Raw genomic sequence first — 23820 nt, 5'->3', positions numbered from 1 at the left:
TTAGCCGGAAGCGTCCATGCCCGGCGGTAAAAAGGCGCAATTGTACTGCTTGCGTACAGAAACACACTCACAAAGTAAGCAAAAAGCCATCAGTCGGACGAAAGTAGCCGCTTGATAAAACAAACCGGTTACAGCGACTCGACCGCTGGCAACAGTGACACAACGCCAGGGACGCCGCTATCGACGTAGCCGCTGGCGTAGCCTGCGATCGAGCGCATAGCGCTGGTAAAACAGGCGGATCGCGGATTCTGCCTGTTACTCCTTGCTGGCCTGCAGCTGGCCGTCCCAGCCGCCGCCGAGGGCGGCGATCAGTTGCACGCTGGTGACCAGCCGGCTTTGCAGCAGGCTCAGCACGCTGCGTTCGTTGCTCAACGCCGTGGCCTGCACCACCACCACGTCCAGGTAGGCGATCACCCCGGCCTTGTACTGGTTCTCGGTCAGGCGCAGGGATTCGCGCGACGAATCCAGGGCCTGCTGGCGCACCGCGGCCTCGTCTTCCAGGACCTTGAGCTGCACCAGGTAGTTCTCCACCTCGCGAAAGCCGTCGAGCACGGTCTGGCGGTACTTGGCCACGGTCTGGTCGTAGGCCGCCTCGGTGCGGTCGACTTCCGCCGAACGCTGGCCGCCGTCGAACAGGGTCATGGCCAGTTTCGGCCCCACCGACCAGAAGCGGTTCGGCAGGCTGATCCAGTCGGCGTAGGTACTGCTGCTGTAGCCGCCCGCCAGGCTCAGGGTCAGGTCCGGGTAATAGGCGGCCTTGGCCACGCCGATATTGGCGTTGGCGGCGATCACCGAACGCTCGGCCGAGGCGATGTCCGGGCGCCGTTCCAGCAGCTGCGACGGCAGGCTCAGCGGTACCTGGGGCAAGGCCGGGATGTCCTGGGTCTCGGCCAGGCTGAACTCGGCCGGCGGCAGGCCGATCAGCACCGCGATGGCGTTTTCCAGCTGGGCGCGCTGCCAGATCAGGTCGATCAGGTCGGCCTGGGTGGTTTTCAGCTGGGTTTGCGCCTGGGCCACCGCGTCCTTGCCGGAGACGCCGGCGCGGTACTGGTTCTCGGTCATGGTCAGCGAGCGCTGGTAGGCCGCCACCGTGGCTTCGAGCAGGCGCTTCTGCTGGTCCATGACCCGCAGTTGCAGATAGTTCTGCACCAGTTCCGACTGCTGGCTCAGGCGCATCGCCGCGAGGTCGGCGAAGCTGGCTTCGGCGCTGGCTTCGTTGGCTTCCAGGCCGCGACGCAGCTTGCCCCAGACATCGGCCTCCCAGCTCACCCCGAGCTGGGTGTTGTAAGTGTCGCGAATGCCGCTGGAGGAGCTGCTCAGGGCCGAACTGCTGCTGCCGGTGCCCTGGCTGGCGCGGGTTTTGCCGGCGCTCAGGTCGACCGTGGGGAACAGCGAGCCACGGGCGCTGCGCACCAGGGCCTGGGCCTGGCGGTACTGGGCCTCGGACTGCGCCACGCTCTGGTTGGCGCTGTTGAGCTTGTCGATCAGGCCATTGAGCTGGCGGTCGCCGTACAGCTCCCACCAGGCGCCGCGGGCCAGGGAATCGCTGGGGCTGGCCTGGCGCCAGCCTGCTGCTTCCTTGTATTGCGCGGGCTCGGCGACAGTCGGGCGCTGGTAGTCCGGGCCAATGGCGCAGGCACTGAGCAGCGCCAGGCTCAAGCTCAGGCTCAGCAGCCGCGAACCGCGGGCCAGGGCCAGGCGCTGAGGAAAGTTGCGGGGCGAGCAGTCAGTCATAGCGGCGTTTCCAGAGCGGCATCGGTACGGACTCCACGCCAGTGGTTGAACTTATGGCGCAGGCGATCGAGATAGAGGTAGACCACCGGGGTGGTGTAGAGGGTCAGGACCTGGCTGAAGACCAGGCCGCCGATAATGGTCAGGCCCAGGGGCTGGCGCATTTCCGCGCCTTCGGCGCTGCCGAGCAGCAACGGCAAGGCGCCGAGGATCGCCGCCAGGGTGGTCATCAGGATCGGCCGCAGGCGCAGCAGGCAGGCGCTGCGGATCGACTCCAGCGGGCCCAGGCCCTGGTGACGCTCCAGCTGCAACGCCAGGTCGATCATCAGGATGGCGTTCTTCTTCACCACGCCGATCAGCAGGAACAAGCCCAGCAGCGAGATCAGGCTGAACTCGCCGCCCAGCACATAGATCGACAGCAAGGCGCCGACCCCGGCCGACGGCAGCGTGGAGAGAATGGTCAGCGGGTGAATGTAGCTTTCATAGAGCACGCCCAGCACCAGGTACACCGCCAGCAGCGCGCCGAGGATCATGAACGGCTGGCTCTTCTGCGTCGCGGCGAAGGCGTCAGCGGTGCCGGCCATCTTGACGATCACGTCTTCGGGCATGCCGACCTTGGCGATCGCCCGTTCGATGGCCGCCGTGCCCTGCTCCACCGTCACCCCTTCGGCCATGTCGAAGGAAATGCTTTCCGAGGCGAACTGGCCTTCGTGGCTGACCCGGTCGTCTTCCAGGCTGTTTTCGTAGTGGGCGATGGTCGACAGCGGCACCCGCGCGCCATCGGCGGTGATCACCTGCACCTGGTTGAGGGTGACCGGATCCTGAGCGTATTTCGGGTTGACCTCCATCACCACCTGATACTGGTTGAGGCTGTCGTAGATGGTGGAAATCTGCCGCTGGCTGTAGGCGTTGTTGAGCACCGCGGTGACCATGTTCATGTCGATCCCCAGGCGCTTGGCCTGGTCGCGGTCGACCACCAGGGTCACCTGCTGGGCGCCCCGCCCTTCGCGGGCGTCGATCGCCGTCAGCTCCGGCAAGGCACGCAGCGCGGTGACCACTTTCGGGTACCACTCGCGCAACGACCCCAGGTCGCCGCTCTGGATGATGTAGGAATACTGCGAGGTGGTCTGCTCGCGGCCGCCGCCGAACTGCAGGTCCTGGTCGGCCATCAGCATCAGCTGGGCGCCGGGCACCTTGGGCATTTCCTTGCGCAGGCGCTCGATGACCTTCTGCGCGGAAATGTTGCGTTCCTTGATCGGCTTGAGGCGCACCAGCATGAAGGCGTTGTTGGTGCCGTTATTGCCACCGATGAAACCGGCCACGCTCTCCACCGCCGGGTCCTTGAGCACTTCGCGGCGGAAGATCTCCATCTTCGGCTGCATCACGGTGAACGACAGGCCGTCGTCGCCACGCACGAAACCGATCAACTGGCCGGTGTCCTGCTGCGGCATGAAGGTCTTGGGCACCACCACGTACAGCGCGATGTTGACGCCGATGGTCACGAACAGGCTGAGCAGGGTCAGGCGCTTGTGGCGCAGCACCCAGTCCAGGCTGCTGGCGTATTTGGCCACCATCCAGTCGTTGGCGTGCTGGCTCCAGCGCTGCAGGCCGTTCTCCCGGCCCGGCACATGGGGCTTGAGCCAGCGGGCGCAGAGCATCGGGGTCAGGGTCAGGGACACCACCAGGGACACGACTATGGCCGCCGCCAGGGTGATGGAAAACTCGCGGAACAGGCTTTCGATGATCCCGCCCATGAACAGGATCGACAGGAACACCGCCACCAGCGAGACGTTCATCGACAGCAGGGTGAAGCCGACTTCCTTGGCTCCCAGGTAGGCGGCTTTCATCGGTGCGATGCCTTCGTCGATGTGCCGGGAAATGTTCTCCAGCACCACGATGGCGTCGTCCACCACCAGCCCGGTGGCGAGAATCAGCGCCATCAGCGACAGGTTGTTCAGGGAAAAACCGTACAGGTACATCACCGCGAAGGTGCCCACCAGCGACACCGGCACCGCCAGGGTCGGGATCAGCGAGGCGCGCAGATTGCCGAGGAACAGGTAGACCACCAGGATCACCAGGGCCACGGCGATCAGCAGGGTCATCTCAGCCTCGTGCAGGGTGGCCTTGATCACCGGCGAACGGTCCATCGCCAGGTTGAGCTTGACGCTGGCCGGCAGCACCGCCTGCAACGCCGGCAGTTGCGCCTTGATCTCGTTGACCGTCTCGATGATGTTGGCCCCGGCCTGGCGGTTGATCACCAGCAGCACCGCCGCGTCGTCGTTGAAGAAACCGCTGTTGTAGCGGTCCTCGACGCCGTCGCTGACCTTGGCCACGTCTTTCAGGCGCAGGGCCGCGCCGTCCTTGTAGTGGATAATCAGCGGCTCGTAGTCCTTGGCCTTCTCCAGTTGGTCGTTGGCCTGCACCTGCCACATCTGCTCGCTGTTCTCCACCGAGCCCTTGGGCCGGCGCACATTGGCTTCGGCGATGGTCTTGCGCACATCGTCGAGGGCCACGCCGTACTGGTTGAGCAACTGCGGCTCGAGCTCGATACGCACCGCCGGCAGCGAACTGCCGCCGATCTGCACCTCGCCAACCCCGGACACCTGGGACAGGCTCTGGGACAGGATGGTCGAGGCCAGGTCATACAGCTGCCCCTTCTCCAGCACGTCGGAGGTCAGCGACAGCACCATGATCGGCGCCTGGGACGGGTTGACCTTCTTGTAGGTGGGCATGCTGCGCATGCCGCTGGGCAGCAGGTTGCGCGAGGCGTTGATCGCCGCCTGCACTTCCCGCGCCGCGCCGTTGATATCGCGATCCAGGTCGAATTGCAGGATGACCCGGGTCGAACCCTGGCTGGAACGGCTGCTCATGGTGTTGACCCCGGCGATCGCGCCGAAGGAACGCTCCAGGGGCGTGGCCACGGTGGACGCCATCACCTCGGGGCTGGCCCCCGGCAGGCTGGCCTGGACCACGATCACCGGGAAGTCCATCTGCGGCAGCGGCGACACCGGCAGCAGACCGAAGCTGACACCGCCCAGGAGCATGATCGCCAGGCTCAGCAGCATGGTGGCCACCGGCCGGCGGATAAAGGGTCCGGACAGGTTCATGGCTGCTCTACCGGCTCCGCGGGCTCAGGCGCCGAACGCCAGCGCCGGCCCAGGCGGTCGAAGTACAGGTAGATCACCGGCGTGGTGAACAGCGTGAGGATCTGGCTCAGCAACAGGCCGCCGACCATCACCAGGCCCAGGGGCTGGCGCAGCTCGGCGCCGGAACCGGTGGCCAGCATCAGCGGCACGGCGCCGAACAGCGCGGCCAGGGTGGTCATCAGGATCGGCCGGAAACGCAGGAGCGCCGCCTGGTAGATCGCCTGCTCCGGGGCCATGCCCTGGTTGCGTTCGGCGTCGAGGGCGAAGTCGATCATCATGATCGCGTTCTTCTTGACGATGCCGATCAACAGGATGATGCCGATGATCGCGATCATGCCCAGGTCGTTGCCGCTGAGGATCAGCGCCAGCAAGGCGCCCACCGCCGCCGACGGCAGCGTGGAGAGGATGGTGATCGGGTGGATGTAGCTCTCGTAGAGCACCCCGAGCACGATGTACATGGTCACCACCGCCGCCAGGATCAGCAGCAAGGTACTCGACAGCGAGGCCTGGAACGCCTGGGCCGCGCCCTGGAACTGGGTCTGCACGCCCACCGGCATGCCGATGTCCTGCTGCACCTGTTCGATGATGTCCACCGCCTGCCCCAGGGCCACGCCGGGCGCCAGGTTGAACGACATCATCACCGCCGGGAACTGGCCGATATGGGCGATGGCCAATTGCGCCTGGCGCTCCTCGACCCGGGCCAGGCTCGACAGGCGCACCTGGCCGCCGTCGGTGGTTTTCACATGGATCTGTTCCAGCGCCTGCGGGCCGATGGTTTCCCCAGCCTGGGCCTGCAACACCACGCGGTACTGGCTGGCCTGGGTGTAGATGGTGGAAATCTGCCGCTGGCCGAAGGCGTCGTACAGCGCGTCGGTGATGTTCGACACCGAGACGCCGATGCGCGAAGCGGCGTCGCGGTCGATCACCAGGTACACCTGCAAGCCCTTGTCCTGCAGGTCGCTGGCGACATCGGTGAGTTCCGGGCGGTGAGCCAAGGCATCCACCAGGCGCCCGCTCCACAGGGCCAGCAGGTCGGCATCCGGCGACGACAGGCTGAACTGGTACTGGGTGCGGCTGACCCGGTCCTCGATGGTCAGGTCCTGCACCGGCTGCATGAACAGGCGGATGCCCACCAACCGGTCGACCTGGGGCTGGATGCGCGCGATCACCTCGGCGGCGCTGAGGTCGCGTTCGCGGTGCGGCTTGAGGTTGATCAGCAGCCGGCCGCTGTTGAGGGTGGCGTTGTCGCCGTCGACGCCGATATAGGACGACAGGCTTTGCACCGCCGGGTCGGCCAGGATGATTTTCGCCAAGTCCTGCTGACGCTGGCTCATGGCGGCGAAGGACACCGACTGCGGCGCTTCGGAAATGCCCTGGATCACCCCGGTGTCCTGCACCGGGAAGAAGCCCTTGGGCACCACCATATAAAGGAACACGGTCAACGCCAGGGTGCCGATGGCCACCAGCAGGGTCAGCGGCTGATGCTTGAGCACCCATTGCAGCCACCGACCGTAGCTGGCGATCAGCCAGTCGATCCAGGCGCCGCTGGCACGGTAGAACCGCCCCTGCTCTTCCTCCTTGGGCTCACGCTTGAGCAGGCGCGCGCACATCATCGGCGTCAGGGTCAGGGACACCACCAGGGAAATCAGGATCGCCACCGCCAAAGTGATGGCGAATTCGCGGAACAGCCGCCCGACCACATCGGCCATGAACAGCAACGGAATCAATACGGCGATCAGCGACAGGGTCAGCGACACCAGGGTGAAGCCGATCTGCCTGGCGCCCTTGAGCGCAGCCTGCATCGGGCTATCGCCCTCCTCGATGAAGCGCGAGATGTTCTCCAGCATCACGATGGCGTCGTCGACCACGAAGCCGGTGGCGATGGTCAGGGCCATCAGGGTCAGGTTGTTGACCGAGAAGCCCGCCAGGTACATCACGCCGAAGGTGCCGATCAGCGACAGCGGCACGGCGATCGACGGGATCACCGTGGCGCTGGCCCGGCGCAGGAACAGGAAGGTCACCATCACCACCAGGGCGATGGCGATCAGCAATTCGTGCTGCACGTCGGTGACCGAGGCGCGGATGGTCTGGGTGCGGTCGGTGAGCACGGTGACGTCGAGGCCGGCCGGCAGGTTGTCGGTGATGCTCGGCAGCAGCGCCTTGATCCGGTCCACCACCTCGATCACGTTAGCCCCGGGCTGGCGCTGGATATTCAGCAGCACCGCCTGGTTTTCATTGGCCCAGGCCGCCAGGCGTTCGTTCTCGGCGCCGCCGGCGATCTGTGCAACGTCTTTCAGGCGCAGCGGCGCGCCATTCTTGTAGGCCAGGATCAGTTCGGCGTAATCCTTGGGCGAGGTCAGCTGGTCATTGGCGTCGAGCATCGACACCCGGGTCGGGCCGTCGAAGTTGCCCTTGGGCTGGTTGACGTTGGAGGCGCCGATCAGGGTGCGCACGTCCGACAGGTTGAGGCCGTTGGCCGCCAGGGCCTCGGGGTTGACCTTGATCCGCACCGCCTGGCGCTGGCCGCCGGCGATGCTGACCATGCCGACGCCGCTGATCTGCGCGATCTTCTGCGCCATACGGGTGTCGACCAGGTCGTTGAGCTTGGGCAGCAGCATGGTCTTGGAGGTGATGGCCAGGGTCAGCACCGGGGTGTCCGCCGGGTTGACCTTGTTGTACACCGGCGGCGCCGGCAGATCGCTGGGCAGCAGGTTGGTCGCGGCATTGATCGCCGCCTGCACCTGCTGCTCGGCGACATCCATATTGATGTCGAGGTTGAAGCGCAGGGTCAGCACCGAGGCGCCACCGGAGCTGGTGGAGGCCATCTGGGTCAGGCCGGGCATCTGCCCGAACTGGCGCTCCAGGGGCGCGGTGACCGCGCTGGTCATCACGTCGGGGCTGGCACCGGGGTACAGGGTCATCACCCGGATGGTCGGGTAATCGACCTGGGGCAACGCCGAGACCGGCAACAGGCGATAGGCGATCAGGCCGGCCAGGACAATGGCCAGCATACTCAGGGTGGTGGCTACCGGGCGGAGGATGAACAGCCGCGAGATATTCATGCGCCGACCTTGCCCGCCGGCGTCTCGGTGGCCGGCGTGGTCGCCGAGCTGGCCGGCTGGCCCTGCAGGTGCTGGGTCGGGGTGGCCGGCACTTCTTCGGGGGTGTTGACCACTTCCACTTCGCTGCCGTCCTTGAGGCGGTCGGTGCCTTCCAGCACCACGCGGTCGCCGGCTTCCAGGCCGGCCTTGATCACGGTGGAATCGCCGTTGCTGTCGCCGACCTGCAACTGGCGGATCTTGACCTTATTGGCGCCGTCCAGGGCATAGACGAAGGTGCCGTTGGTGCCGAACTGGATCGCCGCCGACGGCGCCAGCACCACGTTTTTCAGGGTGTCGGCAAGCACGCGCACGTTGACGAACTGGTTGGGGAACAGCGCCTGGTCGCGGTTGTCGTAGCGCGCCTTGAACTTCAGGGTGCCGGTGGTGGTGTCGATCTGGTTGTCGAGGCTTTGCAGCACGCCGCTGGCCTGCAGCGTCTGGTCGCCGCGGTCCCAGGCTTCCACCGGCAGCCTGGCGCCGCTGCGATAACGCTCGAGCACCCTGCTCAGGTTGTTCTCCGGCAGGGTGAAGGCCACGCTGATCGGCTGGGTCTGGGTAATGATCGCCAGCGCGGTGGTGTCGTTGGCCGCCACCAGGTTGCCGACGTCCAGCTGGCGCAGGCCGACGCGGCCGGTGATCGGCGCGCGGATCTTGGTGAATTCGAGGTTGAGCTTGGCGTCGTTGACCGCCGCCTGGTTGGTCTTGACCGTGCCCTGGTACTGGCCGACCAGCGCCGCGGCGGTGTCCAGGGTCTGCTTGGCGATACTGTCCTGGGCATACAGGCCGCGATAACGCTCGTAGTCGACCTGGGCGTTCTTCAGTTGCGCCTGGTTCTGCAACAGCGTGCCTTCGGCCTGGAGCAAGGCGTTCTGGTAAGGCCGCGGGTCGATTTCCGCCAGCAGGTCGCCGGCCTTGACCATCTGCCCTTCCTCGAAGGCCACCTTGACCAGCTCACCGGCCACCCGGCTGCGCACATTGATGGTGTTCAGCGCGGTGACGGTGCCCAGCGCCTTGTAATACAGCGCGAAATCCCCGCGCGTGGCCGGCGCCACCCGCACCGGGATCGGCCCGCTCGCGCCGCCAAACCCCGGCCGCATAGACCCGCTGCGACCGGTGTGTCCGGCCGCGGCCTTTTGCCCGGCGGCATCCTTTGGGGCGGTCGAGGCCGGCCAGAACTTCCAGCACAGGCCGACGATAGCCAACAGGACAAGCAGGCCAAGCAGCCAGCGACGGGAGTTGCGGGAAACGGAGGATTGCATGGAGTGATCAACCATTGGGCGCGAGGGGATCTTTTTCAGAAGGCTGAAAGATAAGCACTGGCCGGTGTTTAGCAAAGCGCCTTTACCGGCAATTTACCTTGGGCTTACGTTTGCAAGTGTCTGCTAAGCCACTGAAGCACAAATAAAAACGGCCTGGACAGGGCCAGGCCGTGAATAATTGTAAAACCTGTTACTTCAGAACGGCCAAGGCCGCGTCGTAGTTCGGTTCTTCAGCGATTTCCTTGACCAGCTCGCTGTGCAGCACGGTGTCGTTCTCGTCCAGCACCACCACCGCGCGGGCGGTCAGGCCGGCCAGTGGGCCGTCGGCAATGGCCACGCCGTAGTTCTCGATGAACTCGCGGCCACGCAGGGTCGACAGGTTCTGCACGTTGTCCAGGCCTTCGGCGCCGCAGAAACGGGCCTGGGCGAACGGCAGGTCAGCCGAGATGCACAGCACCACGGTGTTGTTCAGGCCGCTGGCCTGGGCGTTGAACTTGCGCACGGAGGTGGCGCAGGTCGGGGTGTCGACGCTCGGGAAGATGTTCAGCACTTTGCGCTTGCCGGCAAAGCTGCTCAGGGTGATGTCGGCCAGGCCGGCGCCCACCAGGGAGAACGCTGGCGCCTTGGCGCCGGTTTGTGGCAGTTGGCCGTTGACTTGAACCGGGTTGCCTTTAAGGGTGACTTGAGCCATGAACGGAGTCCTTTTAAACGATGGTCATTGAACAGCTGTAAAGAAAATCGAGAGGCCGGAAGTTAAACATGAAATGGCCCGGCCACCTATGCCCGGGATACAAATTGTAGAACAAGCCCCGAGAGCGGAGCGCAACGCTGGAGGCCATCGAAATACCGGCGGAACGCGAAAACACTGTAGCCGCTGCCGCAGGCTGCGATAAGGCCGCAGGCCTTCGGCGATATCGATATCCCACGCCCGCGTTGCGGTCGATCGCAGCCTGCGGCAGCGGCTACAAAGGCCTGCTTCAACCTAGCAAGCGCAACAGAGTGCGATGCCGGAACCCGAAATGCGCCCCATGCCGGCATTGACCAGCAGCCATTCCACAGGTACGCCGCCCAGCGCCCGATAGGTCACCCGGTCGGTATTTACGTATAACCACCGTCCATGTCGCCGGTATGACACCCCACAGCCAGTGGCGAAAGCCGAACTGGCACCCGGCGCTGATCCGCAGGTCATTGATATCCACGCCCCGCAAGGGGCTGGTGCGCTCGGGAAAGATCTTCGGGAAGTTGGCGCCTTCAAGACAGAAATCCAGCACCTGAGCCGGGCTGCGACCGGCAATGAAAGTCATGCGTTCGAGCACAGGCATGCTGGAGAAACCTCATGAAAGCCTCAACAAAACCTCACTCAATACATCATAAATATTCTGTATATATATGTTTTTATTGAATTTATTTTATTTAATAATTCACATTAACTTAACCACTAAGAAAGCATGGAAATAATCATATTCCACATGAACCGGAAGGCGCCGCCTGAAGCTCCGCTGCCACTCGACCCTGGAGCACGCTGCCCTGCCGCGGACGTGAAAACCTGTCACGGACAGCAGGCCTTGCGCCCTCGCCTCGCCAGCGAAACCTGTGTTCTTGATTGACTGCCGGAACGGCTCAGTGAAGGGGTCAGGTATTCGCCCTGACCCCGACGCAGTGGGCAGAAAAGCTCGGGGAGAAACCCCGGCCCTACTGTTTTTTCAGTTTCTGGAAGGACTGATGCAGGTCGGAGGCCCAGCCGTCGATGACGTTTTTCACGTCCGAAGGCTGCATGACCTGGGTGTCGTTCTGCAGCGGCTTGCCGCTGCCCTTGCGCACCACCTGGGCGATCACCTTGTTGTTGCCGCCGTCGATGAACTGCGCCTCGGTACCCAGGGTGGTCTCCTGGTCGCGGATGCCGCTGGCCGTGCTCACCGCCGCCGCCACCAGGGCGATGGGAATGATTTCGTAGGGCTTCAGGCCTTCGGTCTTGCTGCTCACGGCCGTGATCGCCGCGCGCACCACAATCACCCCCGGCCCCGGCGCGGTGGCCAGGGGCAAGTCCTGGCCGATCTCGCGTTTGAGCGCTTCGTCGTAATAGCGGTTGATACCGTACAAGGTGTTCTGCGGGATCTTCACCGTCGGCTGCGGCTTGGGGTAGAACTGGGTGGGCTCGATATAGACGCTGCGGTACTGCTTCAGGTCCAGCTTGGGATCGACCCAGCGCATCACCTCGACGCCAGACGGCGACTTGGCTTCCTTGAGCTGGCTGTAGTCGCCGAGAAAACCGGAGTACTCGTCGGGTTGGGTGACGTTGCTGGAACAGCCCACCAACCCTAGGGAGGCCAGGCACAGCGTGCTCATCATTGATGCGAGCTTCATGGGGTAACTCCTGTCAGAAATCCGGAAGCGCTACTGGTTTGAGGAAGTGTAGGTATAGCCAATAGCGGGCATATCAGCACAACAAAAGCGGATCAATCGCCAAAGCAGGCCAGAGAATTCTTGGCGAATCGAACAGATGCGGGGGGCGGCGTCAAGGCCGCACCTCGCCCCAGCCCGTCCGTTACCAAGTCGTTCCGCGCCTTGCCGCCGCCTCGCGCAAGGCGTTGATGCGCATGGCCTTGAGCAGGGAAAAGGTCCCGGCCAGGATGATCACGGCGCCAAATACGAAGTCGATGCTGTACAACTGGTAGTCCTGCAGCGGCCCGACCAGGAACACCCGCACCGCCGCCACGCCCAGCAAGGTGGCAAGAAAGTCGATGGTCGGCTCGTCGCGATACAGCACCATCAGCAGCGGCAGGCACAGCACCAGCAACAACAGCAGCACGATGATCTTGAACGAGCCTTTGCGCTCGATGCTGAAGGCGCACTCGCTGGCGCCGTAGGCGGGATAGTCGCCGGGCTGGACCAGGCTGTTCTGCTCGGCGATGTAGTCCGCCGGGTTGTACAGGCGGGTCGGGGTAAAGGTATTGGACAGGTTCAGCTGCGTGGTGATGCGCTTGAACGGCAGGTCGACCTGCTCGTTGCCCTTGAGGATGTACAGCACCGGCTTGTAGCCGTAACGGTAAACCTCGAAGGGAAACCGGCTGGACTCGCCGTTGACCCGGATCGAGCGGCTCTCCAGGTCGGCGTAGGCATTCTTGTGCGGCGAACTGAAGTTGCGGTTCAAGGGCTTGACCTTGACCTCTTCGAAGAACAACGGCGGCATGCTGTAGGTGAACTGCAAGGGTTCCAGGCGCAGTTTCAGCGGGTAGCGGCCCAGCTCGTAGCGGTTGTAGGTGCGCTCGGAAACGTTGACCTCCCCTGAGACCTTGAACTCGCCCTGAGTGCTGTTGGTCACCCTGAGCAGCAGGTAGTCGCGCTTGAAGGAGTGCGGCGAATCCGCGGCGGGGCCGCACCAGCCGTAGCTGTCGAGAGGGTCGCCAAGGCGCCCGCTGCGGGCATCCTGGTACACATAGAAATAGCCGACCCACAGGGTCAGGAGCAGCAACAACGAAAACAACCCGAGTATCTTTTTAGCAACGCTCACAGCCGCGACTCTCTTCCATGGATGGCCCATGCCAGGCACGCCGGCGACTGATCGCCGGTCGCCGATCCCTGGCTCCGTCATAAGAGGTGCGACTCTACCAAAGCGCCATCATCGACCCAAGGACAAATGCCCCTGGCGGCCAGACAATGGCCGTTGCCGGCCCTGTTCCCGGGCGACTGTGAGCATCGATCGAAGCGCCGGCCCGGGCAGGCGCTGCTCTTCAGCGGCAGCGGATCTCAGCGGCGCCGGAACAGCGGCCGCGGCTCGATCGCCGAGCGCCCGTAGAGCACGCTCATGCCCGCCAGCCCCTTGAGGGCGTCGTCGGCGCATTTGTCTTCGCGGATGGCAAAGCTGTCAAAACCGCATTGGCGCATATGGCTGAGCTGGTCGCGCAGCACATCGCCCACCGCCCGCAGTTCGCCCATCCAGCCCAGCCGGGTGCGCAGCAGGTAGGCCTGGCTGTAGGCCCGGCCGTCACGGAAGCTGGGGAAGTCCAGGGCGATCAGCGGGATCAGCTTGAGCCAGGGCCGCAGGCTTTCCACCTCGTCGTCCGGGCCGAGCCAGACCCCGTCCCGCGCCGGCTCGTGCTCGATGCGTCGGATCAGCCAGCGGGCCAGCGGCAGAATCAACGGGCCCTGGGGCAGCGGGCCGTCCACCTCGCGCACCAGGCTCCAGGGATCGTCCTCGACCCGCCCGGCCTGGCCATCTTGCAGACGCAGCAGATTATTCATGGCTGTAACTCCTGGCTCACGGCTGTAATTCCTCGCTCACGGCTGTGCTTTCTATTGCGCGGTCGCGCTGCGGGCTCATGGCAGCGCCTCCAGCACTTTCGGGTAGACCCGCTCCTTGAATGGCTCCAGGCCGATGCGCTGCACGGTGTCGACGAACAGTTCTTCGCTCTCCCGGTAACGCACGAAGGTGGCGATGATGCGTTCGATCACCCCGGGCACTTGCTCGGCGCTGAACGACGGGCCGATGACCTTGCCCAGCGCGCTGTGCTTGCCCTGGGCGCCACCGAGGGTGATCTGGTACCACTCGCTGCCGTTCTTATCGACGCCGAGGATGCCGATATTGCCGATGTGGTGATGGCCGCAGGCGTTCATGCAGCCGGAGATGTTCAGGCTGATGTCGCCCAGGTCGTGCAGGTAATCGAGGTTGTCGAAACGCGCCTGGATTGCCTGGGCGATGGGGATCGACTTGGCGTTGGCGAGGGCGCAGAAGTCGCCGCCGGGACAGGCGATGATGTCGGTCAGCAGGCCGACGTTGGCGCAACCCAGGCCCTGTTCGCCGGCCAGCCGCCACAGTTCATGCAGCGCGGCCTTGGGCACGTCCGGCAGGACAATGTTCTGTTCGTGGGCGATGCGGATTTCACCGAAACCGAAGGCCTCGGACCAGTCGGCCACCGCCTCCATCTGCGCCGCTGTCACGTCTCCGGGCGGCGAGGCGCTGCCGGGCTTGGTCGACAGCACCACGCTGGCATAGCCCGGCACCTTGTGCGGCTGGACGTTGTGCGCCACCCAGCGTTCGAAGGCCGGCTCCTCGGCCAGGCGGCTGCCGTAGTCGAGATCGGTGGCCGGCTGGCGTTCGTAGAGCGGCGGCACAAAGGCACTGGCGACCCGCTGGTATTCGGCCTCGGTCAGTTGCGCCGGGCCATCCTTGAGGTGCTGCCACTCCTCTTCCACCTCTTTGGCGAAGGCCTCGATACCCAGGGCCTTGACCAGGATCTTGATCCGCGCCTTGTACTTGTTGTCGCGCCGGCCGTGGCGGTTGTAGACCCGCAGCACCGCCTCGACATAGGACAGCAGGTGCTGCCACGGCAGGCCGTCGCGGATCTGCTGGCTGAGGATCGGCGTGCGCCCCAGGCCGCCGCCGACCATCACCCGCAGCAGCATCTGCCCGCGCCAGTCGCGGTACAGGTACAGGCCGATGTCATGCATCATGATCGCCGCCCGGTCCTGGCGGGCCGAGCAGATGGCGATCTTGAACTTGCGCGGCAGGAACAGGAATTCCGGGTTGATGGTCGACCACTGGCGCAGGATTTCCGCCAGGGGGCGCGGGTCCATCAGCTCGTCGGCGGCCACCCCGGCGAAGGCTTCGGTGGTGATGTTGCGCACGCAGTTGCCGGAGGTCTGGATCGCATGCATCTCGACATTGGCCAGGCGTTCGAGGATGTCCGGCACCTGGGCCAGCTCGATCCAGTTGAACTGCATGTTCTGCCGGGTGGTGAAGTGGCCGTAGCCGCGGTCGTAGTCGCGGGCGATGCTGGCCAGGGTGCGCATCTGCCGCGCACTGAGGGTGCCGTAGGGAATGGCCACCCGCAGCATGTAGGCGTGTTTCTGCATGTACAGGCCGTTCTGCAGGCGCAGCGGCAGGAACTCCTCTTCGCTCAGCTCGCCGGCCATGAAGCGTTCGACCTGATCGCGAAACTGCGCCACCCGTTCAAAGACCAGGGCCCGGTCGTACTCGTCATAGTGATACATGTCACGGCCTCATCAGTGCTGACCCCGATCCCGCCCCTGAAGATGCGCCCTGTAGCTCCGTAGCCGCTGCCGAGCGCAGCGAGGCTGCGATCGAGCGCACAGCGCTCGCAAGCCGGAGCATGCGACAAGGCTGATAGACCGCGTGTGCCGCTTTGCGGCTGCTTTGCGGCTGCTTTGCAGCCGATCGCAGCCTCGCTGCGCTCGGCAGCGGCTACAGGGCCACGGTGGCCATGGGGTTATGCATTCCAGGGGTGAACCGGGGGTTTTGGTGTGGCGGTGACTATGCCCTTGCGGCTCAGGACGTTACAGATTCAGGTAAACACTAAAAAACCGTATCAGCAGCTCGCGGACCTGTGCTGGCAGGCGGTCAATCTGATCCGTATTAATGCAGTTTTTCTGAGCCTGTTTTGTTTCGTCCGTGCTTTCTACAGTGCATGGCATGCCAGGCCGGGTGGCCTGGCAAGCCTTTGCAACCGTGGAAGCATTGACCATGAGCACAGCAACAATGGAACCGGCCTACAACTACAAGGTGGTACGTCAATTCGTCATCGCCACCGTGGTCTGGGGCGTGATCGGCATGGCCATGGGGGTATGGATCGCCTCCCAGCTGGTCTGGCCGCAAATGAACCTCGACCTGCCCTGGACCAGCTTCGGCCGCCTGCGCCCGCTGCACACCAGCCTGGTGATCTTCGGCTTCGCCGGCAGCGCCCAGTTCGCCGCCAGTTACTACGCGGTCCAGCGCACCTGCCAGGTGCGGCTGTATTCCGACAAGCTCGCCGCCTTCACCTTCTGGGGCTGGCAGTCGGTGATCCTGATCATGCTGGTCACCCTGCCGCTGGGCTACACCACCACCAAGGAATACGCGGAAATCGAATTCTCCGGCGCGGTGTGGATGGCCGTAGTCTGGGTGGTCTACGGCATCGTGTTCTTCACCACCGTGGTGCAGCGCAAGACCAAACACATCTACGTCGGCAACTGGTTCTTCGGCGCCTTTATCCTGGTGATCGCCATGCTCCACGTGGTCAATCACCTGTCGATCCCGGTGGACTGGTTCAAGTCCTACCCGGTGTATTCCGGCGCCACCGACGCCATGGTCCAGTGGTGGTACGGCCATAACGCCGTGGGCTTCTTCCTGACCACCGGTTTCCTCGGGATGATGTATTACTTCGTGCCCAAGCAGGTCGGGCGCCCGGTGTATTCCTATCGCCTGTCCATCGTGCACTTCTGGGCGCTGATCACCCTGTACATCTGGGCCGGCCCGCATCACCTGCACTACACCGCCCTGCCCGACTGGGCGCAATCGCTGGGCATGGCCATGTCGCTGATCCTCCTGGCACCGAGCTGGGGCGGCATGATCAACGGCATGATGACCCTCTCGGGCGCCTGGCATAAGTTGCGCACCGACCCGATCCTGCGGTTCCTGGTGCTGTCCCTGGCCTTCTACGGCATGTCGACCTTCGAGGGGCCGATGATGGCGATCAAGACGGTCAACGCCCTGTCGCACTACACCGACTGGACCATCGGCCACGTCCACGCCGGCGCCCTGGGCTGGGTGGCGATGATCACCTTCGGCGCCATCTACCACATGGTGCCCAAGGTCTTCGGCCGTGAGCAAATGCACAGCATCCCACTGATCAACCTGCACTTCTGGCTGGCGACCATCGGCACCGTGCTCTACATCGCCTCGATGTGGGTCAACGGCATCACCCAGGGCCTGATGTGGCGCGCGGTCAACGACGACGGCACCCTCACCTACTCCTTCGTCGAGGCCCTGCAGGCCAGCCACCCGGGCTTTATCGTGCGCTTCGCCGGGGGCGTGTTCTTCCTCAGCGGCATGCTGCTGATGGCCTACAACACCTGGCGCACCGTGCGCGTGGCCGACCCGCGCCTGGCCCTCAGCGACGCCCAGATCGCCTGATCGCCCAAGCCACGACCACGACCACGACGCGGGCCACACCCGGCCCGCGTCGCTCATCCCTCCTGCAGCACAGCGAGCCCCCGATGATCGAATTCGCCCTTGACCTGCTCGGCGTGACCTTCCTCTACCTGAGCATCGGCTACTGCCTGCGCCATCAATCGGCCAAGAGCCTCGACGACGCCAGCCTGATCCCCTTCGCCGACGACCCGGACGTGGCGCGCCGGGTGGAACTGGCCACCGGCAAGAAAATCGACGCCGTGGCGCCGGAACCGCAAACCGCCAGGCCCGGCTGGGGCAATGTAGAGATCTGAAGAATGCCCTTGATGGGTCTGGTAGACGCCCAGGCCACCAGACAGCTACTGCCTTACCCACGTTCCCGGGGAATCAGCGCCTGCAGCTGCGACGCCAGGAAGTCGCCGTCGAAGGTAAAGACGTCGGACTCCTTCAGGCCGTTGGCCTGGCGCCATTGCCAGCTGCCGTCGGCCAAGCCCACCAGGGACACGCTGCCATACCGCGCGGCGGTCAGGCCCATGACCGCCAGGGAAATCTGCCCGGCGGCGCCCATCACATCGGGCACGAACTCCACCGGTTTGCCGACGATGACGAGGGTCAGCTTCTCGGTCTTGAAGGTCGAGGTTTTCACCGGGACGCTAGGGCTGAAGGCCAGGTAGGGTTCCCGGCTCAAGGCCAGCAGGTCCGGCATCAGCACCGGCGCCAGCCACTGCTGGATATGCTCGAACAGCTCAGTGATACGGCTCGCCCAGACCACCTTCTGGCTTTCGAACAGCTGTTTCTTGTGGGCTTCGCTTTCTGCATAGCGCCGAAGCATCTCGCCCAGTTGCCGTACGTCGTCCATGTTCATGCCTCTTCGAGAAACCGCGGTTGCGGACCTTGAGCATGGCAGATGGGGGGTGTCGGCGTACGACTAAAAACCTGCGCGGTACTGGCTCGGGGTCAGGCCGAGGGCCTTGCGAAAGGCGCTGCCCATATGGGACTGGTGGGCGAAGCCGGTTTCCAGGGCGATGGCGGCGAGCGGCAGGTCGCTGCGTTCGATCAGCCGACGCGCCGCCTGCACCCGGACTTCGACCAGCCAGGCATGGGGCGTCATGCCAATGGCGCGGGTGAAGTCGCGTAAAAAGCGCAGTTCGTTGCGCCCGGTGCAGGCCGCCAGTTCAGTGAGCGACAGCGGCTCGGCGTACTGCTGCTCGATCAGCGTCAGCACCCGGCTGAACTCGGTGCGCCTGGCGGCCTTGGCCGGTGCTGGGTCGAAGGCGGCGAGGCCGGCGAACTGCAGGGCGCATTGTTCCAGGGCCAACGGATCGCCGGCGGGTTCCAGCAACAGCCGCCGCGCCTGGCGTCCCAGCGCCAGGGCCCGGGCGTGTCCGGGCCGTTGCAGGCGTCGCGAACCGCGGGCGATGCCCAGGGCCTGGGGGTCGGCCAGCCAGCGCAGCAGCAGGTATTCACCGCCCTGGGGCGACTCGGAAAACACCTCGACCCCGGCCGGGGTCAAGGCCAGGGTCCCCGGCCAGCTGTCGAAATCCTCGCGCCGGTCGCTGCCGATGGCATGCACGCCCTGCTGGCGCTCCAGGCTCAGGCCGAGGCTTTGCCACTGCAGCGGATCGCGCGCACTGTAGGCCGCGCGCGGCAGCAATTGCAGGTCGAGCGTGCCGCCCAGCAGTTCGCGGCGCAGCGGCTCGTGACCCAGGCCCCTGCTGCTCAGAACCTTGCTGCTCAGCGCGCCGGGCATGTGAAATTTCTTGATAGATCGCGGGGCTGCGTCACGGGACACTCTCGACATTCAGGTTGGTCAGCAACAGGAGCTGTGTATGCGCACCATCGGCCTTATCGGCGGCATGAGCTGGGAGTCCAGCGCCGAGTATTACCGCCTTATCAACCAGCAGGTACGGGACCGTCTCGGGCCGCTGCGCTCGGCGCGGTTGCTAATGTACAGCGTCGACTTCGGGCCTGTCGAACAGGCCCAGCACGCCGGGCGCTGGGACCTCGCGGCCGGGATCCTGGTGGACGCGGCGCGCCGCCTGGAGGCCGGCGGCGCCGAATGCGTGGTGCTCTGTACCAACACCATGCACAAGGTCGCCGACGAGATTCAGGCCGTGCTCTCGGTGCCCTTCCTGCACATCGCCGACCCGACCGCCGAAGCCGCCCTCGAGGCCGGCACCCTCAGCGTGGGCCTGCTGGGCACGGCCTTCACCATGGAACAGGATTTCCTCAAGCAGCGCCTGCTCGATCGCGGCCTCAAGGTGCTGGTGCCGGACGCCGTGGACCGTCAGGCCGTGCACCGGATCATCTACGACGAGCTGTGCGTGGGTGTCATCAGCGAGGCCTCGCGCCAGCGCTACCAGCAGGTGATCCAGGCCCTGATGGAGCGCGGCGCCCAGGCCATCATCCTCGGCTGCACCGAGATCGGCCTGCTGCTCAAGCCCGAACACAGCCCCCTGCCGCTGCTGGACACCACCGAGCTGCATGCGCGGGCGGCGGTGGCGTTTGCCTTGGATGGAGCGCGGCATGGCTGACCGCAGATCATCGGCCATCCGCAAGCCTGTAGCCGCTGCCGAGCCCTGGCGAGGCTGCGATCGCCCGGAACGGGCGCGGCGCTCTCGAGATCGCTGAGGTCCTGCGGACCTATCGCAGCCTCGCTGGCGCTCGGCAGCGGCTACAGGGGTCGGTGGAGGTTAGGTAAACGTTCAGGTAGCGAGGGCGCGGCGCAGGCGCGCCATGCTCAAGACGTCGACGTACTGGCCGTCGCGCACCGCGTAGTCGCGCAGCCGGCCTTCGCTTTCGAAGCCGAACTTGCGGTACAGGCCCAGGGCGGCTTCGTTGTCGGCGAACACCGTCAGTTCCACCCGTTGCAGGTTCATCCAGTTGTCCGCCACGTCCAGCACCGCCGCCAACAGCCGGCTGCCGACGCCCTGGCCCTGCCATTCCACCGCCACCCCCATGCCGACGCTGCCGCAGTGGGCGCGGCGGATGCGCGAGTATTGCTCGATGCTGCAACTGCCGATCACCGCGCCCTGGTGCAGCGCCACCAGGGCCACCAGTCGTTCGTTGCTCGGCGCCAGGCGATTGCGCCAGACCTCGGAAGGTTGAAACGGCATCTGCAGCACCTGACGGGCGACCGCGGGGTCGTTGTACAGCGCGGTAATGCCCGGCACATGGGCTTCACTGAAACGTTCGATGACGATGCTGGGGATCTCTGCGGGCATAAGTCTTCCTTGGTTCATGCGAGACGGCCGTCGAGTGTAGAGCGCCAGCGCCGCGGATGGCGAGTGTCGGACACAGGGGCCAGGCGAGCCCATTCCCGGTGTAGGAGCCTGGCTGGCGATGCCTGCGCCGCGGTGTATCAGGCAGGACGCCATCGCCAGCAATCGAGCGTCGACCGGCTGCTCCTACAGCGGATTGACTGAGTCAAACCATTCGCCACGTTCGCGGAAGGTATTGAGGACCAGCTCCACCAGCATCCGCACCTCGGCGTCGTGCTCCACTTCGGCGTTCACCGCCATCCACACCTGGCGCGCCATGGCCTCGTCGAACAGCCCGGGCAGTGCCGTCAGGCCGCGGTCGAAGCGGCTCATATAATGGGGCAGCAGGCCGATGCAGGCGCTGCAACGAATCATCTCCAGCATCAGCTCGTAGGAATGTACCTGCACCACCCCCGCCAGGCGCTGCTCCACCAGCTGGTTCCATGGCCGCAGCGGCTCGACCTGCCGGTCCTGCTGCCATTGCACCAGCATGTAGTCGGCCAGGTCGTCCAGGCTGTCGGGGCGCGCCGCGACCCGCGAATAACGCTTGGCGATATGCGGCAGGTAGTCCAGGCGCACCAGCGGCTGCGGCGCGCTGGTGACGAAACTCGGCCCCGGCTTGGGCGAATCCACCCCGCCCAGCCACACCACCACGTCCGCGCTCAGGGCCCGAAGCGACAGCTCGCTGTCGATGGAGATGATCTCCAGGCGCACGCTGGCGTTGCGCCGCAACAGGGCAATCAGGTCGCGACCGAGGATGTCGTGCAGGATCGACTCGGCCACCGCCAGGCGCAGCAGCGGCTGTTCGAGCACCGGCAGCGTGCGTTCGTGGGCCAGGGCGATCAGTTGCGCCTTGAGCTGCTGGCCTTCGCGGCTGAGGCTCAGGGCGCTGCCCTGGAAGCTGAACAAGGGGCGGCGCAACTGTTCCTCCAGATGCGCCAGCTGTTTGCGCAGCAGCGTCGACTTGATGTTCAGGCTGCGCGCTGCCTGCATGAAGCAGCCGCAACGGGCGGTGACCAGGAAATACTGGGCCAGCTCCGGCTCGATCCCGGCGGCCAGGGCCAGCCAGGCTTCCCGGGGTTCGGCCTGGGCGATGTAGGGGGTGATGCCCGAGATCGGGACGGGTTCGAGAAAGGACATGAGTGACTCCCTGTCGTGTGGGTGATGGCATCCATTGCACGTTGTTCAGGCGATAGCGGTATCGGCCACACCGCCCCCTATAGCTTGTCCTCCAGCACCTTGCTCAACTGCGCGCCGTCGATACTCAGGGTCGCGGTGTCGAGCATGCCTTCCAGGTAGGCCTTGGCGATCTGTTCCTGGCGCTGCGCCCGCAGGGCCTGGGTCAGGCGTTCGCGCAACTCGTCCAGGGTCGCGGTGCGGGCCGGTTGCTGCTCGGTCAGCTTGAGCACATGAAAACCCGCCGCACTCTGCACCGCATCGGACACCGCACCAACCTTCAAGCGCGCCACGGCACCGCGGACCTCGGGCAGCAGTTGCTGCAACGGTTGCAACCCAGAGTCGCCGCCGCGCCGGGCGCTGTCGGGGTCCTGGGAATACTGGCTGGCCAGGGCGGCGAATTCGCCAGGGGCGGCCTGGGCCTTCTTGCTCAGTTCCTGGGCCAGCTTGCGTGTCGCCTCCAGCGCCTGCGGCTCATTCACCGCGAGGAAGATCTGGCTGACCCGGTACAAGGCCGGGGTTTGCCACTGCGCCTTGCCGGCGTCGTAGGCCTGCTGCAACTCGGCCTCGCTCGGGTAGCCGGCCGGCACCTGGCTGACCGAGCGCAAGTAGTCGCGAAAGACGATCTGTTCGGTGGCCACCTTGGTCTGCAAGGCCACCTCCGGACGCTGGCGCCAGCCCTGGGCATCGGCCTGTTCGAGCACGGCCTTTTCCGCCAGGCGCGTGCGAATCCAGTTTTCCAGGGCCGGGCGATTGCCCCGCAGCTGCTCGCGGGACGCCTCGGGCAAGGCCGCAAACAGCGCCTTGAGCTCCTCCGGCGCCACCCGCTGGTTGCCCAGGCGCGCCACCGCCGGGCCGTCGTCGATCGGGCTGGCTAGCGCCCCCCTGGGCTGTTGCGCCGCCACCGGGTCGCTGCCCGGACGCATGCCCAGCCACACCGCCAGCGCCACCAGGGCCAGGGCGCCGACACCGACCACCAGGCTTGGCTTCTTCACTGCCCAGGCACCTCAACGACAGCCTCGGCGACGGCCTCGGGCGCTGCTTCAGGCATGGTTTCTGGCGTGGCTTGTGGCGTGGCTTCAGGTTGGGCCTGCAGGCGCGCGGCGTGCTGGCTGTAGTCGCGCAGGTAGACGATGAATTCCTGCAACAGCCGGTCCCAGAGTTCCAGCTGGCTGCGCAGATGATCGTGGCCAACCCCGGCCACCACCACGTCCATTTCCATCACCAGGAACTCGCCCTGCACCGACAGCCGGGCAAAGCGTCGCGAGGCATTCCACAGCTCGGCCAGGCCCGCCGGCAACTCGCCCTGGACCCGCAGCGCGCAGCTGAAGGTGAAGTCCACATAGCTGCCCTGCCCAGCACCCGCCGCGTTGCCGAAGCGCACGGCGTAGCCGATGCCCTGGCTGGCGCTGAGCAGTTGCACGATGCCGTTCTGGTCGGTCTGGTTGACCCGGTAGCCGGCGCCTTGCAGCAGCTCGGTGAGGCTCTGCGGGGTGACGCTGGCGATCAGTTGCGCTTGTTCAGTCATGCTCGATTCTTCCCTGATATTCAGTGGGTGCTCGCTGCCCGGGGGGAATCGAACTGGGTTTTGTACAGCTCGTCGCCAAAGCCCTGGGCCAGTTCCTCGAACTTGACCCGGGCGCCGCCGGCGAAGGGCTGGCGGATTTTCATCACCTGCGCCACGTCGATCTTCTCGTAGGCCGCGAGGATCTCTTTGGCCACGCCATACATTTGCTGATTCTTGACCGAACATTGCTGCACTTGTGTGTCACGTTCGCTCAATTGCGCCGCAAGCCTGGCCCGCTCGGCCTCTTTGGCCCGGGCCATGACCAGCAGTTCGTCATAGGCCTTCTTGAACTTGCCGATCTGCTCGCTGCTGGCGGCCATCTGCGCCTGAGCCTGGCTGTGCAGGTTCTGCTGCTGGCCGGCCAGTTGCTCGGCGACGCCGCGGGCCTTGGCCAGGTCGGCGGTCAGTTGCTTGATCTGCGCCTGCGCCTGTTTGGCCTGGTTCTCGGCGGCGACCCGGGCCGCGCTGGCCTGGGCCTGTTCGCTCTGCAGGGCCTGCAACTGCTGGGTGGTGCTGCGCAACTGGGTGCGCAGGCGCTCCTCCATGCCTTCGGCGCTGGCCCCGCAGGCCATCAGCACGCCCAGGGCCAACAACAGGCAGCGCCCTGCCCTGGCTCGCGTGTTCATCGCCGTGCTGTTCATAGCAAGACTGGTCATGACAATGCCCCTTGCGCC

The 23820-nt window shown here is 65.2% G+C and carries 19 protein-coding genes and 1 pseudogene; 3 read left to right on the top strand and 17 right to left on the bottom strand.

Going from position 1 to position 23820, the window contains the following annotated elements; translation table 11 throughout:
• Positions 1-255: 255 nt before the first annotated feature.
• From BMY68_RS06250 to BMY68_RS06205, 10 genes and pseudogenes are all read right to left on the bottom strand, one after another.
• Positions 256-1734 (bottom strand): efflux transporter outer membrane subunit, encoded by a 1479-nt coding sequence (locus BMY68_RS06250; protein ID WP_085530971.1) that lies wholly within the window; start codon positions 1732-1734, stop codon positions 256-258.
• Positions 1731-4838 (bottom strand): efflux RND transporter permease subunit, encoded by a 3108-nt coding sequence (locus BMY68_RS06245; protein ID WP_085530972.1) that lies wholly within the window; start codon positions 4836-4838, stop codon positions 1731-1733. Before BMY68_RS06245 ends, BMY68_RS06250 begins: the two co-directional genes overlap by 4 nt.
• Positions 4835-7939 (bottom strand): MdtB/MuxB family multidrug efflux RND transporter permease subunit, encoded by a 3105-nt coding sequence (locus tag BMY68_RS06240; RefSeq protein ID WP_009043686.1) that lies wholly within the window; start codon positions 7937-7939, stop codon positions 4835-4837. Before BMY68_RS06240 ends, BMY68_RS06245 begins: the two co-directional genes overlap by 4 nt.
• Complete coding sequence (locus BMY68_RS06235) at positions 7936-9252, bottom strand: MdtA/MuxA family multidrug efflux RND transporter periplasmic adaptor subunit (RefSeq protein ID WP_009043685.1); 1317 nt, start codon at positions 9250-9252, stop codon at positions 7936-7938. Before BMY68_RS06235 ends, BMY68_RS06240 begins: the two co-directional genes overlap by 4 nt.
• A gap of 175 nt (positions 9253-9427) precedes the next feature.
• Complete coding sequence (gene tpx / locus BMY68_RS06230) at positions 9428-9928, bottom strand: thiol peroxidase (protein ID WP_009043684.1); 501 nt, start codon at positions 9926-9928, stop codon at positions 9428-9430.
• A gap of 286 nt (positions 9929-10214) precedes the next feature.
• Positions 10215-10559 (bottom strand): annotated as a pseudogene (locus tag BMY68_RS06225) (polyketide cyclase).
• A gap of 370 nt (positions 10560-10929) precedes the next feature.
• On the bottom strand, positions 10930-11601 hold the full coding sequence (locus tag BMY68_RS06220) for a DUF3313 domain-containing protein (RefSeq protein ID WP_009043682.1): 672 nt from the start codon (positions 11599-11601) through the stop codon (positions 10930-10932).
• A gap of 181 nt (positions 11602-11782) precedes the next feature.
• Positions 11783-12748: a hypothetical protein gene (locus tag BMY68_RS06215; RefSeq protein ID WP_085530974.1), complete on the bottom strand. Its 966-nt coding sequence runs from the start codon at positions 12746-12748 to the stop codon at positions 11783-11785.
• Between the two features lie 236 nt (positions 12749-12984).
• A complete protein-coding gene (locus tag BMY68_RS06210; RefSeq protein ID WP_007927667.1) occupies positions 12985-13479 on the bottom strand; it encodes a DUF934 domain-containing protein in 495 nt (164 codons plus the stop codon).
• 75 nt (positions 13480-13554) lie between these two features.
• Complete coding sequence (locus BMY68_RS06205) at positions 13555-15228, bottom strand: nitrite/sulfite reductase (RefSeq protein WP_085530976.1); 1674 nt, start codon at positions 15226-15228, stop codon at positions 13555-13557.
• 490 nt (positions 15229-15718) lie between these two features.
• Between BMY68_RS06205 and ccoN the strand changes: the two genes are divergently transcribed.
• Both ccoN and BMY68_RS06190 read left to right on the top strand, forming a co-directional pair.
• Positions 15719-17146 carry a cytochrome-c oxidase, cbb3-type subunit I gene (ccoN, locus tag BMY68_RS06195; RefSeq protein WP_037035619.1) on the top strand — a complete coding sequence of 476 codons (1428 nt, stop codon included), beginning with the start codon at positions 15719-15721 and terminating at the stop codon, positions 17144-17146.
• An 83-nt stretch (positions 17147-17229) separates the two neighbouring features.
• Positions 17230-17457 carry a CcoQ/FixQ family Cbb3-type cytochrome c oxidase assembly chaperone gene (locus BMY68_RS06190; protein WP_085530978.1) on the top strand — a complete coding sequence of 76 codons (228 nt, stop codon included), beginning with the start codon at positions 17230-17232 and terminating at the stop codon, positions 17455-17457.
• A gap of 53 nt (positions 17458-17510) precedes the next feature.
• Here the strand turns inward: BMY68_RS06190 and BMY68_RS06185 are convergent, their stop codons facing one another.
• Positions 17511-18002, bottom strand: a complete 492-nt coding sequence (locus tag BMY68_RS06185) for a hypothetical protein (protein ID WP_175510651.1) — start codon at positions 18000-18002, stop codon at positions 17511-17513.
• 69 nt (positions 18003-18071) lie between these two features.
• Positions 18072-18893, bottom strand: a complete 822-nt coding sequence (locus BMY68_RS06180) for a helix-turn-helix domain-containing protein (protein ID WP_085530980.1) — start codon at positions 18891-18893, stop codon at positions 18072-18074.
• Between the two features lie 79 nt (positions 18894-18972).
• On the opposite strand from BMY68_RS06180, the gene BMY68_RS06175 reads away from it, so the two are divergent.
• Complete coding sequence (locus BMY68_RS06175) at positions 18973-19677, top strand: aspartate/glutamate racemase family protein (protein ID WP_085530982.1); 705 nt, start codon at positions 18973-18975, stop codon at positions 19675-19677.
• Between the two features lie 171 nt (positions 19678-19848).
• Here BMY68_RS06175 and BMY68_RS06170 read toward each other — a convergent pair whose 3' ends face one another.
• From BMY68_RS06170 to BMY68_RS06150, 5 genes are all read right to left on the bottom strand, one after another.
• Positions 19849-20367: a GNAT family N-acetyltransferase gene (locus BMY68_RS06170; RefSeq protein WP_085530984.1), complete on the bottom strand. Its 519-nt coding sequence runs from the start codon at positions 20365-20367 to the stop codon at positions 19849-19851.
• A gap of 183 nt (positions 20368-20550) precedes the next feature.
• Complete coding sequence (locus BMY68_RS06165) at positions 20551-21543, bottom strand: LysR family transcriptional regulator (protein WP_085530986.1); 993 nt, start codon at positions 21541-21543, stop codon at positions 20551-20553.
• 77 nt (positions 21544-21620) lie between these two features.
• Positions 21621-22574 (bottom strand): peptidylprolyl isomerase, encoded by a 954-nt coding sequence (locus BMY68_RS06160; RefSeq protein ID WP_085530988.1) that lies wholly within the window; start codon positions 22572-22574, stop codon positions 21621-21623.
• Entirely contained in the window at positions 22571-23107 is a 537-nt protein-coding gene (locus BMY68_RS06155; RefSeq protein ID WP_009043670.1) for a YbjN domain-containing protein, read from the bottom strand. The genes BMY68_RS06160 and BMY68_RS06155 overlap by 4 nt, the downstream gene beginning before the upstream one ends.
• Before the next feature lie 20 nt (positions 23108-23127).
• Complete coding sequence (locus BMY68_RS06150) at positions 23128-23772, bottom strand: DNA repair protein (protein WP_085531573.1); 645 nt, start codon at positions 23770-23772, stop codon at positions 23128-23130.
• Positions 23773-23820: the final 48 nt, after the last annotated feature.

This window comes from Pseudomonas sp. NFACC41-3, assembly GCF_900109505.1.
GTDB classification, from domain to species: Bacteria; Pseudomonadota; Gammaproteobacteria; order Pseudomonadales; family Pseudomonadaceae; genus Aquipseudomonas; species Aquipseudomonas chlororaphis.
The sequence above is the reverse complement of the archived record's forward strand: the minus strand, read 5'-3'. Positions and strand labels throughout refer to the sequence as shown.

Bases quoted from the DNA above. Each gene is read 5' to 3' on its own strand.
- ccoN (WP_037035619.1), top strand. From the start codon at position 15,719: ATGAGCACAGCAACAATGGAACCGGCCTACAACTACAAGGTGGTACGT.
- BMY68_RS06235 (WP_009043685.1), bottom strand. From the start codon at position 9,252: ATGGTTGATCACTCCATGCAATCCTCCGTTTCCCGCAACTCCCGTCGC.
- BMY68_RS06190 (WP_085530978.1), top strand. From the start codon at position 17,230: ATGATCGAATTCGCCCTTGACCTGCTCGGCGTGACCTTCCTCTACCTG.
- BMY68_RS06155 (WP_009043670.1), bottom strand. From the start codon at position 23,107: ATGACTGAACAAGCGCAACTGATCGCCAGCGTCACCCCGCAGAGCCTC.
- BMY68_RS06210 (WP_007927667.1), bottom strand. From the start codon at position 13,479: ATGAATAATCTGCTGCGTCTGCAAGATGGCCAGGCCGGGCGGGTCGAG.
- BMY68_RS06150 (WP_085531573.1), bottom strand. From the start codon at position 23,772: ATGAACACGCGAGCCAGGGCAGGGCGCTGCCTGTTGTTGGCCCTGGGC.
- BMY68_RS06180 (WP_085530980.1), bottom strand. From the start codon at position 18,893: ATGCCCGGCGCGCTGAGCAGCAAGGTTCTGAGCAGCAGGGGCCTGGGT.
- BMY68_RS06170 (WP_085530984.1), bottom strand. From the start codon at position 20,367: ATGCCCGCAGAGATCCCCAGCATCGTCATCGAACGTTTCAGTGAAGCC.
- BMY68_RS06250 (WP_085530971.1), bottom strand. From the start codon at position 1,734: ATGACTGACTGCTCGCCCCGCAACTTTCCTCAGCGCCTGGCCCTGGCC.
- BMY68_RS06185 (WP_175510651.1), bottom strand. From the start codon at position 18,002: ATGGACGACGTACGGCAACTGGGCGAGATGCTTCGGCGCTATGCAGAA.
- BMY68_RS06175 (WP_085530982.1), top strand. From the start codon at position 18,973: ATGCGCACCATCGGCCTTATCGGCGGCATGAGCTGGGAGTCCAGCGCC.
- BMY68_RS06245 (WP_085530972.1), bottom strand. From the start codon at position 4,838: ATGAACCTGTCCGGACCCTTTATCCGCCGGCCGGTGGCCACCATGCTG.
- BMY68_RS06240 (WP_009043686.1), bottom strand. From the start codon at position 7,939: ATGAATATCTCGCGGCTGTTCATCCTCCGCCCGGTAGCCACCACCCTG.
- BMY68_RS06165 (WP_085530986.1), bottom strand. From the start codon at position 21,543: ATGTCCTTTCTCGAACCCGTCCCGATCTCGGGCATCACCCCCTACATC.
- BMY68_RS06220 (WP_009043682.1), bottom strand. From the start codon at position 11,601: ATGAAGCTCGCATCAATGATGAGCACGCTGTGCCTGGCCTCCCTAGGG.
- tpx (WP_009043684.1), bottom strand. From the start codon at position 9,928: ATGGCTCAAGTCACCCTTAAAGGCAACCCGGTTCAAGTCAACGGCCAA.
- BMY68_RS06205 (WP_085530976.1), bottom strand. From the start codon at position 15,228: ATGTATCACTATGACGAGTACGACCGGGCCCTGGTCTTTGAACGGGTG.